Genomic DNA, 15431 nt, shown 5'->3' on the forward strand with positions numbered 1-15431 from the left:
TAACTTTAACAATAAAAATAACTAGATTTGTACGATCAGGAAAATAATTTCATGTCAGATATGCTCAAATATAGTCTCGATGGAATAGAGCAAGTTCCATTAAGGCGGTTTACTGAAGAAGCTTATTTAAACTATTCCATGTACGTTATTATGGATCGAGCTCTACCGCATATTGGTGATGGCTTAAAACCAGTACAAAGACGCATAGTTTATGCAATGTCAGAGCTTGGTTTATCTGCGGCAGCAAAATATAAAAAATCTGCACGTACTGTTGGTGATGTATTAGGTAAATTCCACCCTCATGGTGATAGCGCCTGTTATGAAGCCATGGTGTTGATGGCACAACCTTTCTCTTATCGTTATCCTTTAGTTGATGGTCAAGGTAACTGGGGTGCACCAGATGATCCTAAATCTTTCGCCGCCATGCGTTATACCGAGTCGCGCTTATCAAAATTTAGTGAAGTATTACTGGCTGAATTAGGCCAAGGTACTGTTGATTGGCAGCCGAATTTTGATGGTACCATGAAAGAGCCAATGACGCTGCCAGCACGTTTACCGCATATTTTACTTAATGGTATTACGGGTATTGCTGTCGGCATGGCAACAGATATTCCGCCGCATAATGTCCGTGAAGTTGCTGATGCCTGTGTGCACTTAATTGAAAACCCTAAAGCAGAAGTCAGTGATCTACTTGAGTTTGTTAAGGGCCCTGATTACCCAACAGATGCTGAGATCATCACGGCTAAGGCTGATATTGAGAAAATCTATCAAACCGGTCGCGGTAGTATTCGAATGCGCGCCATTTATGAAGTTGAGCATGGCGATATAGTTATCACTGCACTGCCTCATCAAGCCTCTGGCGGTAAAATATTAGAGCAAATCGCGGGTCAGATGACCGCGAAAAAGCTACCTATGGTAGTTGACCTTCGTGATGAATCAGATCATGAAAACCCAGTACGCTTGGTGATTATGCCCCGTTCAAATCGTGTTGATATTGAACAGTTAATGCAGCATTTATTTGCCAGTACTGATTTAGAAAAAAGCTATCGTGTTAATATCAATATGATAGGTTTAGATAATCGTCCAGCGGTTAAAAACTTACTCGTTATTTTAACAGAATGGCTTGCATATCGCCGTGAAACCGTGCGTCGACGCTTGCAATATCGCTTAGATAAAGTCTTGGCACGTTTACATATTCTTGATGGTTTATTGATTGCTTATTTAAATATTGATGAAGTGATAGAGATCATTCGTGGCTTTGATGATCCTAAAGCGGAGTTAATGTCGCGCTTTTCTTTATCAGAAACACAAGCACACTCCATTTTAGAAATAAAACTACGTCAACTTGCCAAGCTTGAAGAAATAAAAATTCGCGCTGAGCAAGATGAGTTACGCATTGAACAAGAGTACTTAGAAAAAATTCTAAACTCTAAAACGCGTATGAGCACGCTAATGAAAAAAGAAATCCTAGCTGCCGCCAAAGAATATGGCGATGATCGCCGTTCTCAACTCGTTGAGCGTAGTGAGTCAAAAGCCTTGACAGAAAAAGATTTAGTACCCAGTGAAGCGGTAACCGTTGTTGTTTCTGATAAGGGGTGGGCCCGTTGTGCTAAAGGTCATGATATCGACCCAACAAGCTTAAGTTATAAAGCCGGTGATGGTTATTTATGTGCCTCAAAAGGGCGTAGTAATAGACCGGTAGTTTTTATTGGCTCTGATGGTAGGGCATATACCACAGATGCCCATACCTTACCAACAGCTAGGTCTCAAGGTGAGCCGCTAACAGGGCGTTTTAATCTGGCGACAGGAAAAACCTTTGTGCACAGTTTAATGTCAGAAGATGATACTAAGTATTTGTTAGTCAGTGATGCGGGTTATGGTTTTGTCAGTAGCTTTAATGATATGGTCAGTAGAAATAAAAATGGTAAGGCACTTATTAGCCTACCCGAAGCCGCTAAAGTGATGACGCCGCAAGCTATTAATAACCTTGATAACGACTACTGCTTAAGTATTACTAGTGAAGGTCGAATGTTAGTTTTCCCGGTTAAAAACTTACCGGTACTCAGTAAGGGTAAGGGAAATAAAATTATTAATATCCCGTCAGCCCGAGCAAAATTAAGGGAAGAGTACGTTAGTATTATTTGTATTATTCCGAATGGCTCTGCCATTACTTTACATGCAGGTAAGCGTAAACTTACTTTGAAAGCCGCTGATATTGAGCACTATAAAGGAGAGCGTGGTCGCCGTGGTAATAAACTACCTCGTGGTTTACAACGGGTTTCACAAGTAGAAATCGAATCAGTTGCAGTAAGTGATGTTAGTGAAGATAGTGTTGCTGATGCACCAAAAGTGAGTGAATAAAGTAATAACTTACTAATACTAACTTGTCCTTTAGCTACAGAAATAACATAAAAAAGCCAACAAATGATGCACATTCGTTGGCTTTTTTTATGTTTGTTTTTAAAACAAATGTTGGCTAGGTACCATTTTTATATTGGCTTGTGGAAAACTACTGCTGGTATAGAGTAGACGGTCTTTAGTCGCGATATAGGTAATGCTATCAGTTTTAGATATGGTATTTAGCGGCAATCTAACTAGCGGCGTTTGGATTTTATTTTCGATATCATAAGATACTAACTGATAGTGGTCATCAAAAGTCTTTTGATAAAAAACATGACCTTGCTCATAAGTCCATGCATATAAGGTATTAAAGAAATCCCCTTCAATCACTCTATCGCCAGCTTGCATATTATTGATGTTTTTTTGCCATAAGCCTTTTCTAAGTTTGGTATAAAGCAATATATCGGCTGAAATCATCACGCCATACCGCGCACCATCAAATGTCAGGCGTTTGGTACTGGCGTCTGCAATATTAATGCTATAAATGTCGGTATGTTTATCACCATAGATGGCAGAGATAATTTCACTATCATCAATGGACCAATTTGGACGGTTATGTTGTACAAAAGGGCTTTTTAGCAAGGTGACTCGTTGATTTATCCGTGAGTAAATATATATACCATCGCCTCTTTCTTCAGATAATGGTGCTAAAAAGGCAACCTTTTGACCATCATGTGACCACTTAGGGTAACGTAATGTTTGCTTTAAATTGGTTAACTGCTTACGTGCACTGCCATCAGGTTTAGCTGACCAAAGTTCATCAAAGCCAGATTCATTGGAAGAGAACACTATTAAGTCATTTATTTGATTGTAATCAGGTGATTCATAGGTGAAATTTGATTGCAAAACTGGGAAAGGACTACTCGCTATAACATCATTAAGTTGCAAGCTTACTAGAGAAGAGTTTTCTTTTCGTTCTTGGTAATACAACTGCTGTGATTGTTTGGCAATACTCGGGTAGCTAAAGCCGGTTAAGTTTAATGCTTGTTTTGCTCGACTATCAATATCGATAACAAAACCGAAGCGATTATCAGCGCGTTGTGCAGCAAAGGCTAACCTTTGACTATCGCCAAACCAGGACATGCCGACAATATCTTCTTCATCGAAGGTAAGTTGTTCGGTTTCTTTAGTTGCGAGGTTAATAAGATAAATATTCTCACTTAACCGGTTGATTCGCCTAGCAACAGCCAAGTATTTTCCATCAGGAGAAAAAGACATATCTCTGTCTTTATAAGTACAAACACGATCACAAGAAAAACGTATCATGGCAAAGTTTTGTGATGACAAATCAATAAAGTATATTCCTGTTCTTTTAGCTAAGGCACCCTTGTTGTACACAGCAAGGGTTTGGTCATCAGGGGAAATATCAAGGTAATAATAAACCCCTTGCATTGGGCAAGTAGCGAGTCGTGTCTCTTGCTGGCTAGCGACTTTTAATTGGATATAAAAGCAGCTGTTGTTAGTTTTATTTTTACGAGAAAAATACAAGTATTGGCCGTCGTTACTCCAAACGCTATGTCTTTCTATGGCACTATCAAAGGTTAATTGCTTTGGTGGTAATTCCACTTGATGGGTATCTTTCATAAACAAGTTGGTTGGTTGATTAGCTGATACTTGGCTATAGACTAAATAACGTCCATCTGGAGAGGGAGATGGAAAAAGCTCACTGCCTGGGTGATTGGTAATTGAAGTAATTTCAGGACTTTCATTATTAGGTAATTGCTGAACATAAAGCAGTACTAACAAGCTGATAATTAAGGTGACTAGTATATAGGTACTGTTTATTTTAAGTTTATAGGACTTATTGCTAAACTTTTCAGCAACATCTTCTGCGCGTTTTTTTGTTTGAATACCTTGCTCTTGATATGCAGAGCTATCGGTTGAGTTTTCAATGGAGCTATCAATAGAGTAATTTATTGAACTCTCTACCAGCTCAGGGTTAGATAACTTATTAAGCTTGCTGATTTCAGCCAGCCATTGTGGCTCCGGCATTAATTGATAGCCAGCTTTTCGAATGGTTTTAATAATCTCTTCTTCACCGTCGTCACTGGTGAGTTTTTTACGTAAATGCCAGATAGCGTTGGTTAAACTTTTTTCACCAACATAACTATCTTGCCCCCAAATGTGATCAATCAGTTCATCTCTGGGTACCACTCGCCCGTGGTGTTCTGCCAAGTAAAATAACACCTCAATAAATTTAGGCTGTAATGACTGCTTATCTAAACCATCTGCCTGAATAGAAAACTCAGCAGGGGTTATTAGGTAGTGATTAATTTTAAAGGGCTTATTACTTATCATTTGAATGGCGTGTGCTTAATGGCTCTGATTTTTTGAGTTGATACTTGCTGCTGTTTGTCCTTATCGCTAACTTCATCAGCCTTCCTTAGCTTAATTTAATGCTAACAAAATAATCAAAACTAAGTAACTTTTTTATCTACATTTTATTATTGGAGTAATCTTTTTGTTTAAAACCATTTCTAAATGTTATCGAAAAGCTATTAATTGTCATTTATGTAATTTATTGATTTTATAAGGTTATTGTTTGTTTATTTTTGAATCGATATTAAATCGATGTACAAATGATTTTCTATAGATTGTATATGTGCGCAGAGTTTCTTAAAACAGAGGAAAGCTTAATTCGAACTAGGTTTTAGTAACACAAAGTTACTTGGAACTTGAATGTTTGCTTTTGTGAGTTTTGCTGTGACCTGATCTGTTATGACCCGTTATAAGAAGCTCATCTACCTCACCGAGCAGGTAAGTTACCCGCTGGATGAGGTAACTAAAACATAATAATAATATGAAAAATATAACTCAACAATTAAACAAACAAAAACATTAAGAGAGATGAATGATGAATAAAAGCGTAATCACCATCGCAATTCAAACTGCTATATATACTGCCATCGCAGGCTCTGCATTAACATTTGCTCCAGCTACTTTTGCTGCTGATGCTGAAAACTCAGTCGCTAAGCCTGTAGCACAAAGCGCACCGACAGAAAAGGCACAAAAAAAAGAAGCTGATGAAAAAATCACGGTAACAGGCTCACGCTTGCGCCGTGATAGTTTCACTGTTGCCACACCACTTGTATCCATGGATAAAGAAGCCATTGGTGATACGGGCCTTGGTGAAATGGGCCAGATCCTAGTCGAAAACATGCCTGCACTTTCTTATGGCACTAGTAACGCAACGAGTCAATCTAGTGTATCAAATACGGGTATTACAACGGTTGAGTTGCGTAACTTAGGTGCAAACCGTACTTTGACCTTAATTGATGGTCGTCGTGTGGTTTCAAATTCAAAGAGTGGTAACTATGTCAGCATGAGTACCATTCCATCGGGCATGGTGCAACGTGTTGAAGTTATCACTGGTGGCGCTTCTGCTACCTATGGCGCTGATGCGGTATCGGGTGTAGTCAACATCATTACCCAATCAGGTAAAGAAGGTTTTGATTTTAAAGTCCGCGGCGGTGAAAGCACTAATGGCGGAGCAAAAGAATTTACCCTTGATGCTAGTTACGGTAGTTCATTTGCTGATGATCGCGGTTATTTATATTTCAGCAGTAACTACGATAAAGATTACGGCCTTAAATATGGCGATCGTGACCGCGCTGCCCAAGAAGCCTCTTGGGCCTATGATGGCGATACCATGCAAAACATGATTCGTACTGAAGATGGTATGAAGCCATTACATGAAACACCGATGAGTGATTGGCGTAACCGCAGTGATGGTATTCCCGGTGGTGTATTTTTAGAATCAAGCAAGTACGATACCACTTATTGGTATGACGGTAATGGTCAACGCAGTGATTGGAACGAAGAAAGAGATGGCATTAACTCTCGAGAATTTGTGCAACTTAAAGTACCAAGTGAGCGTGTTTCTGCAGCGTTAAAATTAGACTTTGATATTACTGATGACATCACTTTTTACTCACAAGTACAATGGAGTGGTAACTATACCGTTAATGACAAGTCTCCTGAAGATTCATATGAAGGTGAATCTGCAACTTACACAGATAGAGAAACAGGTGAACCAGGGGTAGTAAAATTGGGCTATATCCCAATTGATAATCCTTATGTACCAGATAATATTCGAGAGACAGCAAGCCAATATAAAGATCGTATTTATTGGGACCGTCGTTTTACCGAAGTAGGTCCTGTATCTACTGATAACGAACGTGAAACCGTACGTGCTTGGGCAGGTTTACAAGGTACTATGTTTGACGGTGCATGGGATTGGGATATTTCTGCTGGTTACGGTAAATTCCATCAGCGTCAATTTAGAAATAATGAAATTGATGTCTTTAAAGCAAAAAATGCGTTAGATGCTGGTTATGCAGCAGACGGCACAACTATTCAGTGTAATGATGCCGAGGCACGAGCTGACGGTTGTGTTGCTTTAGATTTATTCGGTGAAGGCTCTATTACCCCTGAGATGGCAGATTACATTCGTGTTAATCCAACGCTTAATACTTACAACGAGCAAGCTAACGTTATGGGTTACATCACCGGTGATTTATTTGAGATGCCAGCAGGTCCTGTTGCGACTGTATTTGGTTTTGAGTACCGTAAAGATACTCAAGAAGCAGTAACCGATGATGCACTAACTTATGGCGGTATTACTTGGAACTTAATCCCAGCATTTAAAGGTAGCATCAGTGTTGCTGAAGTTTTTGGTGAAGCATCAATTCCTTTATTACGTGATTTACCTGGGGCAGAGTACTTGTCATTAGAAGCATCAGTACGTATGTCTGATTATGATGTGACAAATGTTGGTTTAGTCTCTAGTTACAAATTAGGTTTCTTATGGACAATGGGCGCAGGTCTTAATTTACGTGGCAACTACGCCATTGCCCAACGCGCACCTAGCGTAAATGAGCTTTATGAACCAGCTGCAGGTGATTTCGATAGCTTTGATGATATCTGTCACGGTGTTACTGCAACTTCATCGGGTGCAGGTCATGATAACTGTCGTTTAGAGCCAGGCATTGCTGCAACAATCGCAGCAGACGGAGAATTTGAAGATGATAGCAATGGTTACTCGCCAAATGCTGGTAACCCTGAGTTATATGAAGAAACCGGTACGACCCTTACTTTAGGTGCAACGTATGAACCAACGTTCTTTGAAGGTTTTAGTGTTGCAGTAGATTATTATGATATTGCTATTGATGATGCTATTTCAGAGTTTGGTAATGATCAAATATTATCGCAGTGTTACGACACTAGTATTACTTTAGGCCAAGAAAATAAGTTTTGTGATTCAATTAAACGTAATAGCGAAGGTCAGCTAGAGGAAGTCTTACAACGCAGTTATAACATTGATGAGTTAGGTACTCGTGGTGTTGATATCGCCGTAGCTTACAGATATGACATGAATTCATTTGGTAGTGTTAAATTTAAAATGGATTGGACACACTTGCTTGAACATTCTAAAACAATTACCGGTAATGACGGTATCGTTGTTGAAGATTATGTTGGTTATGCCGAAGAAGGAATATTTGAAGATAAAGCGTCAGCTTCTGTTGCTTGGTATTTAGAAGGCTTACGTGTTCGTTGGAGCACTACTTATAAGAGTGCGGCCCTGCTTGACCTTGTAGATCAAGAAAGCTGGGAAACCGACATGCAGAACAATGCTGAGCGTTGTGCCGCAGGTGATGCCGCTTGTGTTGCTAACCCTGAATCATTAGCTTTCCAAGAATTAAGCTCTTACTTCAAGCATAACTTATCTGTGTCTTATAACATCGAAATGAGTGATGACTCTGCCGTTCGTGTCTTTGGTGGTGTAAACAATATTTTTGATGATAAAGGTGAGTTCTACTACGGTGGTCGCGGTAACTTTGGTAGTGATTACGATGCCGGTACCGGTCGTTTTGTTTACCTAGGTGCACAAGTTAGCTTCTAAGCCTAACTTGTAAGGTAAGTTATTATGGAGGTTAGTCCGCTAACCTCCATTTTTAAACCCTCATATGGCAGTAATTTTTCTAATACCTCATTGTTATTTTTAGCTCTTTTTCAGTAAAATTCTTTATTATTCCCTGGAGTTTCTATGTCTTCCCGTATATTAAATACCGTTCGCTCTATAGCGTTCACCGCAATTTTGTTACTAGCGAGCAGTGTTTCAACCTTTGCTTTTTCCAGTGCAGATGAAAAAGCAAAGGTTGATCCATTAAAACCACCATTAAAGCCTGAGTTGAAGCAGGTACTAAAGCAGAAGCTAAAGCCAGTATTCGCACCCGTAAATGACGGCCCTTATGTTTTTGTAAACCAGAAACAAGAGTTAGAGTCTTACTGGTTATGTCAAGGTGAAGTCGTTAATAAAACATTAGCCATAACCGAAGAAAGTAACTTTCCTGTAGATATTAGCGCTTGTAACATGCCAGCGTCAGTGCATGCTTTTAGCAGCATTGAAAATAAATTATTAGAGTTTTCTGGCGACTATCCGGTGGCAGCATTAAGCGATTTTCATGGTAAATATGACTTAATGATTGAGTTATTAACTAACAATAACATTATTGATGACAATAAAAACTGGGCCTTTGGCAAAGGCCATTTTGTTATCACCGGTGATATTTTTGACCGGGGTGATAAAGTCACCGAAATACTATGGTTTTTGTATGATTTAGAACAACAAGCGCAAAAGGCCGGTGGAAATATTCATCTTACTTTAGGTAATCATGAAGTAATGATTCTTAATGGCGATTTACGGTATTTACATGCTAAATATATTGAAACAGCTAAACAGTTAAACAAACCATTTGAAAAACTATTTACTAAAAACAGTATCATCGGCAATTGGTTACGCAGTAAACCTGTACTTGTTAAAGTAAATAACATGTTATTTGCCCACGGTGGCTTCCATCCTAGTTTAGCCATTGAGCAGCGCAGCCTAGTGGAAGTTAATACCACTTTTAAAGATAGTTTGGTAAAAGCTGAACTTGAAAAACCCCGTGAAGGTTTTGCGAAGTTTTTACATAAAACTAATGGTGTGATTTGGTACCGTGGTTATTTTGCTGATGATTACCCTGAAGGCTCTAAAAAAAGAGATAACGGTGCAACCAGTGCTGAAATTGATTTGTTGTTAAAGAACTTTAAGGTGAAACATTTAATTGTCGGTCATACCTCACAAAAGCAAATTGAAACACGTTATCAAGGCCGAGTTATCGCCATTGATTCAAGCATAAAACGTGGCAGTTACGGGGAAATACTGTTTGTCGAAAATGGTAAGAAATGGCGTGGTAGCATGAGTGGTAAGGTGTTGCCGCTTTATCATCAATAAATCAAACTATACCGTTGCTAAAATGAAAATGCTAGCGTGGTAGTTGCACTGCCAATACTATATTATTCGTGGCACTTTTCTTTAGTGTAGAATAAAAATTAAAACCAAAAAAAACCAGTATCAATTTACTGGTTTTTTGCAAGCAGATTTAATGTCAGCTTAATCTTTAATCTCAGCATTATGATAAACGTTTTGTACATCATCACAGTCATCTAACATGGCAATAAACTTGTCAAAGTTTGCTAAGTCTTCTTCACCTTCAACATCGATGTAGTTTTGCGGTACCCAAGTGATCTCTTCAACTTCTAACTCAAATTCAGGCATTGAGTTAGCAAATTCAGTTTTAATTTTGAAAAATTCAGTATGAGGAGCATAAACGGTAATAATACCGTCTTCTAATTCAACGTCAGTAACATCAATATCAGCCATCATTAAATTTTCTAATACGGCTTCATCATCTTCACCTTTAAAAGCAAAAACAGCTTGATGATCGAACATGTGTGAAACAGTACCTGAAGAGCCAATTTTTGCATGACTTTTGCTAAAGCACTGGCGAACATCTTTAATGGTACGGTTACCATTGTCAGTTAAACAATCAATAATTACCATGCAGTTGCCAGGACCAAAACCTTCATAACGGGCTTCAACAAAGTCTTCACCACCAGCACCAGAGGCTTTTTTAAGCGCATTATCAATAACGTGAGTAGGAACTTGGTCTTTCTTGGCACGGTCAATTAAGCCACGTAAAGTAAGGTTACCATCGGGATCAATGCCACCATTTTTAGCACAAACGTAAATTGCTTTACCGTACTTAGAGTAAACTTTAGTTTTGGCCCCAGCGGTTTTGGCCATAGATAATTTGCGGTTTTGGTAAGCTCTGCCCATCTCAATGTCTTCTTTTATGTTCAAAAATATAATGCGCTAGATTCTACCAGCCTCAACGGTCGCTTGACTAGTGCTCTTGTTCATATTTTAGCAATAAATACTTGATAACGGTGTAAAGCCTGCACATATTTTCCATAATCAATTGCGCTTAACTAGGTAAAATAAATACTTGCTATTGCGGGACAGCTTTCATACCTTAGTTATTGCGTTTAATGATAATAATTTCAAGGGAATACGATGAATAAGTATGATGAATACAAAGTACTTTACGTTACTGAAGGTGGTTGTGGCACCTTATTACTTGGCTCAAGTGGTTTACCGTTAAAAAGATTAGAAGCGACATTAAACCAAGAGGCTAGCGATGGCTGGCAGCTAGTCTTTCAAGTGATTGAGCAAAAACGCTTTTGGTTATTCTGGTCACGTGAAGCCGTTATTATAACTTTAGGGCGAAGTCATGGTTAAAACGGCTTTACTCAAAGCCATTCGTTTTTATCAACAAACGGGAGGCTCTGTTAAGTATTTTGCTATTAGTTGTAACTTCACGCCAACTTGCTCACATTATACTTACCAAGCCATAGAGCGTTTTGGCGTGATTAAAGGAGTCCATATCGGGATTAAACGCATTAAACGTTGTAACGATCCGAATTGCATTGATGTGATCGAAGATCCAGTGCCGATTACCTTAGCAATTAAATTACCAAGAGTACTGCCCACTAAATAGTGAAGGAATAGTTATGTCACAAGAGTCGTTACGCCGAGAAGAAGAGCGCTTACGTGAGCAGGGTGCCCAGCTCAGTAGTGAGCAACAAAAGCAGTATTACGCTTTAGAGGTTACCCAAGTTAAAGACCCAGATACTTATGCCGTATTAAATTGGGTATTTATTGCTGGCTTGCATCATTTTTATTTAGGCAAGTGGCGACGTGGTTTCCTTAACCTAGTGTTGATGTTTCTTGGTGGTTTCTTATATTTTAGCCAGCTAGTACCCTGGTTGGGTGGGCTTATGATATTACTGGTTTTTATTATTGAGCTACCACAATTATTTAACAGCCAACAGATTATTCATCAATACAATAATCAACTCATGCAACGCTTGCTGAAACAAGTCAGTAGTTAACCTGAATTCGGGATGATGAGTGCTTTATTTTTATATAAAAATAACAGTTTATGGTTATTAAAAATAAATGCTACCGGATTAAATAGCGATATACTCTATCAATGTTTCAATTTCTTCGGTTATCAAGGCCAAACGTTTATGAATAACGGGCTATTTATCGACGTTTTAACGCTGATAATTGGATAAAGGGGCATATTGAGCAAATGCTGCTTATCCAGAGTTCAGGTTCGTTGGTTAGTTTATAAAACTGTTGCCAGCAAGTTATCAATGTATTGAAGTAACACTTAATAGCTTATAAATACCATTATTTGAAGTACTATTATCCTGTGGTATAACCTAAGATATAACCGTAATAACTATCCAGTTTAGGGAGTTCAATTGTGACTGAGCAATTAACCGAGCATTTAACAGAACAACAGATCATCAATAAAATAAATCAGCGTCAGTGCTTTAAGGCGATCATTGAAGGTGGTGCCTTTACCCTCAAAATTGAAAAATATCTGCCTGCTATGTCGGCAGCCATTCATGATGGTAGTAACTTTAGAACTGAGCTTGAAGACAATTGTTTGTTGGAAAGCCTTGACCGCTATTATGAAGAAGACCCATACACGGGGAGTTTTATCGCCAAGCAAGCAATCACTCTGATTGCCCATGACTCACGTTATGAATATGACTTAAATCGTGATACCGATGAATGTGTTTATGAAACCGCTTGGGGCAAAGAAATTTGGAAAGCCCCACTTAGTGAAGAAATGATTACTAAGAGTAAAGCCAAGCATGCGCAGTTCTACCGTATTGTAGCGGCAGTTGTAGAGGCATTAGTTGAAGATTTTGGTCAATGTATTGTTTATGACAATCATTCTTATAACTTCAAACGTCATGAGCGAAAAGATTTACCTGTACTTAACGTTGGTACTAGTTCTGTTAAAAGTGAGCAATGGCGACCTATCATAAATAGTTGGCTGAGCGCTTTACAGGGGATGAATGTTGATGGCATTGAAGTCACCGCTGCAGAAAATGATATTTTCTACGGTAAAGGTCGCTTAGCTGGTTTTTGTCATAGCCGTTATGACAATGTTTTGGTATTAGCGACTGAAGCTAAGAAAGTCTTTATGAATGAATTAACGGGGGAGGCTAATGAAGTGGTATTACCGTCATTACAGCAAGTTTATAATGCTACTGTGGCCGAACATACTCAGTGGTATATCAATGAATATCATAAAAGCTAACAGTAAACTTACTTCCTAACCTATAAAAAAGCACCTTACTGATAATTTAAGTAAAGGTGCTTTTTATTTCTTACTAGTTGTCTTACGCTAGGATTTATAGCCAGCCGAGTACATCTTTCATTACTGACCAGCGTGGTTTTTTCGCTTTTGGGTTTTTACCTAAAATCCAATAATCGTAAACCTTTTCTTGGAAACCAGTTTCCTTTTTGAGTTTCAGCCAAGTATTCATATACTGTACATAATCTAACTGGCCTTTTGGCATTACAAAAGCAATAGGTGCTCTGAATCTAAGGCCTTTAGGAATAACGGCTGAATAATTTGGATATAACATAGCCCAAGCAGACCCTGCTTCGGTTGAGTAAATTAAAGCGTCTACTCCCTCATAGTCTCCTTTAAGAAACTTTCTAACCTTAGTTACTTCGGTTAACTGCGCTTTTGGTAAGTATTCCTTAACAATATCTCGGTAATATTTATTTTTTCCCATACCTAAATTGAGCGTATCCATAGCTTGCATAGTATAAAGCTCGGCAAAGTCATCACGTTTAGCATCACTAACTAATAAGCCCAGTGTATGAAAAGAGTAGGGGTCTGAAAACGTTACTGCTAATGCACGTTTTGGGGTAATAGTGTGGCCACCAATAATGATGTCAACACTGCCGTCAGCTAACAGCTCTGCGCCATCAGTTCTATCTTTGATAAGGATCAAGGATAAATTGATATCTAGATCTTTGGCAAATTGATTGAGCAGCTCAACATCAAACCCGATCATACGGCCATCTTTGTTTCTAAAAGCATAAGGTAAGCTATCATAATGATAACCAACACGCAGACTTTTACGGGCAAGAATTACCTCCAGGCGAGGTTGTTGCTGCTCATAATATCCTAGTGGAGTTAGCTCTTTATACTGGTCTATTTTTGCGCTGATATTCATCGATTTCATCGACTCAAACGTTTGTACACCTTCGTACTTGTACGGTATTAAAGATTTTAAAACAAAACCAGCTGCTATCATCACACCAAAGGTGACAGCTAAGTGCACACCAATGGCTTGCATCATTCTATGCCATTTTAGTTTTTTTAGTACGGCAGAGGCAACGAGTAAAGTCACGACAAAACCATGAAGTGCGGCTAAGCCAGTAGCAAAACGTGCTGTTACTACACTGCCTAATAAATATAATTGAAATTGATCAGCAGGTAAGTCGAAAAAGTCCAGTAAAAATGGAATTGCAACAGCCATGCTGCCAAAAGCAGTTAACGCGCCCATAATAACAAAAGATATATAGTCATCAAAACCTAGAGGCGAGCCAACATACCAAGCTGAAAATAGAATAAAACCTAAACCTAATAATGTGCCGGTGCTTGGGAAACTATAGGCGGTAGGTACAAGCACATCAACGGTCGAATCTGTCTCCTCACACTCCATGCCGTGCTTGGCTAATAGCTCTTTACTGCGCTCAATTATCATCGGTAGAACGACTAAAACTGTGCCGGTAGCTAATGCTGTTATAACAGCTTCACCAGCGGTTGATAATATTTCACGGTAGGAAAATGGCGTAGCCCAATGAATTATTAGTGGTAAAAATACAAAAGCAAGAAGTGCAGCAGCAGTAATATACACCCATAAAAATACTTGTAAGCGACCAAGCTCATCAACGGCTAGTGTGCCGGCGGCAGAAGCTGAAATCGCAAAAATACCCAAAGGCGCTAATTTAGCCACATAAGAAGCAACTTTCATCAAACTATCACCAATATTGGTGGTTAAGGTTAATAAAGTTTCTTTGTTTTGTACTTTGATTAAGGCCACACCCATAAGTAATGAAAATAGCACTACCGCAGGCACAATCGTTTCAGATAATGAAGCAAAAATATTACTGGGGATGTAAAGTTTTACAAAGTTAAAAGCGGCGGGTTCAGCAATCATACTGGTACTGAAAAAACCGGCAGTTTGCCAATTAGGATAAGCTAAGGGTAGTAATAATAAGGTCGCCATAACAGACAACCACATAATTACTATTACTTTTACTGCACGCATACCTATGCGGCTGGCCATATTACTGTCTAATCGACCCAGACCACCAATAATTGAAACCAGTACATAAGGTAATACGGTCATCTGTAATAAGCGAATGTAAACATCACCAATAACTTCTAGGTGACCTGCAGGCTCACCAACAAAAATTCCGGTAGATATACCGAGTATTAAAGCAATGATGACCCGTTGAAAAGGGCTCAGTTTTTTGTATAGATTTACTAATGGCATTTTGTCTCCAAGAGGGAAAGAGCATAAAGTCAATTTATAGCCGTTATTATGACTTTTCTAAAAGGTTATTCAAGTAGTTGCACCAGTTAAATAACAAGCTAACTTATCAAAATGCAATATATAAGCTGTATCGACTGCCTGTGAGTGGCATAAACAAGTAAATATAGGCAATAATGTCTTGGGCATTATTTCTCTATAGAAGATGACTTATCAGTGATAATATCAATTGATAACAATATGAATAACGCTTGATATCCTTGGTATTT

At 38.7% G+C, this 15431-nt stretch carries 10 protein-coding genes; 7 read left to right on the top strand and 3 right to left on the bottom strand.

Annotated features, from left to right (window positions below; genetic code table 11):
• The first annotated feature begins 51 nt into the window (after window positions 1-51).
• Complete coding sequence (gene parC / locus GAB14E_RS03710) at window positions 52-2361, top strand: DNA topoisomerase IV subunit A (RefSeq protein WP_033083955.1); 2310 nt, start codon at window positions 52-54, stop codon at window positions 2359-2361.
• 99 nt (window positions 2362-2460) lie between these two features.
• Here the strand turns inward: parC and GAB14E_RS03705 are convergent, their stop codons facing one another.
• Window positions 2461-4698, bottom strand: a complete 2238-nt coding sequence (locus GAB14E_RS03705; protein ID WP_033083956.1) for a winged helix-turn-helix domain-containing protein — start codon at window positions 4696-4698, stop codon at window positions 2461-2463.
• 556 nt (window positions 4699-5254) lie between these two features.
• Here GAB14E_RS03705 and GAB14E_RS03700 point away from each other — a divergent pair.
• Complete coding sequence (locus tag GAB14E_RS03700) at window positions 5255-8302, top strand: TonB-dependent receptor domain-containing protein (protein WP_033084095.1); 3048 nt, start codon at window positions 5255-5257, stop codon at window positions 8300-8302.
• Window positions 8303-8446: 144 nt separating this feature from the next.
• Window positions 8447-9676, top strand: coding sequence for a metallophosphoesterase (locus GAB14E_RS03695; RefSeq protein ID WP_033083957.1), 1230 nt, complete (start codon window positions 8447-8449; stop codon window positions 9674-9676).
• Window positions 9677-9835: 159 nt separating this feature from the next.
• On the opposite strand, the gene GAB14E_RS03690 is transcribed toward GAB14E_RS03695, so the two are convergent.
• Complete coding sequence (locus tag GAB14E_RS03690; protein ID WP_033083958.1) at window positions 9836-10561, bottom strand: YebC/PmpR family DNA-binding transcriptional regulator; 726 nt, start codon at window positions 10559-10561, stop codon at window positions 9836-9838.
• 237 nt (window positions 10562-10798) lie between these two features.
• Here GAB14E_RS03690 and GAB14E_RS03685 point away from each other — a divergent pair, with 237 nt between their 5' ends.
• From GAB14E_RS03685 to GAB14E_RS03670, 4 genes are all read left to right on the top strand, one after another.
• Window positions 10799-11023, top strand: a complete 225-nt coding sequence (locus tag GAB14E_RS03685) for a DUF4177 domain-containing protein (RefSeq protein ID WP_033083959.1) — start codon at window positions 10799-10801, stop codon at window positions 11021-11023.
• Complete coding sequence (gene yidD, locus GAB14E_RS03680) at window positions 11016-11282, top strand: membrane protein insertion efficiency factor YidD (protein WP_052094009.1); 267 nt, start codon at window positions 11016-11018, stop codon at window positions 11280-11282. The genes GAB14E_RS03685 and yidD overlap by 8 nt, the downstream gene beginning before the upstream one ends.
• 13 nt (window positions 11283-11295) lie before the next feature.
• A complete protein-coding gene (locus tag GAB14E_RS03675; RefSeq protein WP_033083960.1) occupies window positions 11296-11676 on the top strand; it encodes a TM2 domain-containing protein in 381 nt (126 codons plus the stop codon).
• 380 nt (window positions 11677-12056) lie between these two features.
• Window positions 12057-12905: an N-formylglutamate amidohydrolase gene (locus tag GAB14E_RS03670; RefSeq protein WP_033083961.1), complete on the top strand. Its 849-nt coding sequence runs from the start codon at window positions 12057-12059 to the stop codon at window positions 12903-12905.
• 94 nt (window positions 12906-12999) lie between these two features.
• Here GAB14E_RS03670 and GAB14E_RS03665 read toward each other — a convergent pair whose 3' ends face one another.
• On the bottom strand, window positions 13000-15165 hold the full coding sequence (locus GAB14E_RS03665; protein ID WP_033083962.1) for a cation:dicarboxylate symporter family transporter: 2166 nt from the start codon (window positions 15163-15165) through the stop codon (window positions 13000-13002).
• Between the last annotated feature and the right edge of the window lie 266 nt (window positions 15166-15431).

The sequence above is a fragment of the Colwellia psychrerythraea genome, from assembly GCF_000764185.1.
Classification (GTDB): Bacteria; Pseudomonadota; Gammaproteobacteria; order Enterobacterales; family Alteromonadaceae; genus Colwellia; species Colwellia psychrerythraea_B.

What these genes read in the sequence shown, in the direction of transcription:
- GAB14E_RS03700 (WP_033084095.1), top strand. Translation starts at nt 5,255, where the DNA reads ATGAATAAAAGCGTAATCACCATCGCAATTCAAACTGCTATATATACT.
- GAB14E_RS03675 (WP_033083960.1), top strand. Translation starts at nt 11,296, where the DNA reads ATGTCACAAGAGTCGTTACGCCGAGAAGAAGAGCGCTTACGTGAGCAG.
- parC (WP_033083955.1), top strand. Translation starts at nt 52, where the DNA reads ATGTCAGATATGCTCAAATATAGTCTCGATGGAATAGAGCAAGTTCCA.
- yidD (WP_052094009.1), top strand. Translation starts at nt 11,016, where the DNA reads ATGGTTAAAACGGCTTTACTCAAAGCCATTCGTTTTTATCAACAAACG.
- GAB14E_RS03690 (WP_033083958.1), bottom strand. Translation starts at nt 10,561, where the DNA reads ATGGGCAGAGCTTACCAAAACCGCAAATTATCTATGGCCAAAACCGCT.
- GAB14E_RS03695 (WP_033083957.1), top strand. Translation starts at nt 8,447, where the DNA reads ATGTCTTCCCGTATATTAAATACCGTTCGCTCTATAGCGTTCACCGCA.
- GAB14E_RS03665 (WP_033083962.1), bottom strand. Translation starts at nt 15,165, where the DNA reads ATGCCATTAGTAAATCTATACAAAAAACTGAGCCCTTTTCAACGGGTC.
- GAB14E_RS03685 (WP_033083959.1), top strand. Translation starts at nt 10,799, where the DNA reads ATGAATAAGTATGATGAATACAAAGTACTTTACGTTACTGAAGGTGGT.
- GAB14E_RS03705 (WP_033083956.1), bottom strand. Translation starts at nt 4,698, where the DNA reads ATGATAAGTAATAAGCCCTTTAAAATTAATCACTACCTAATAACCCCT.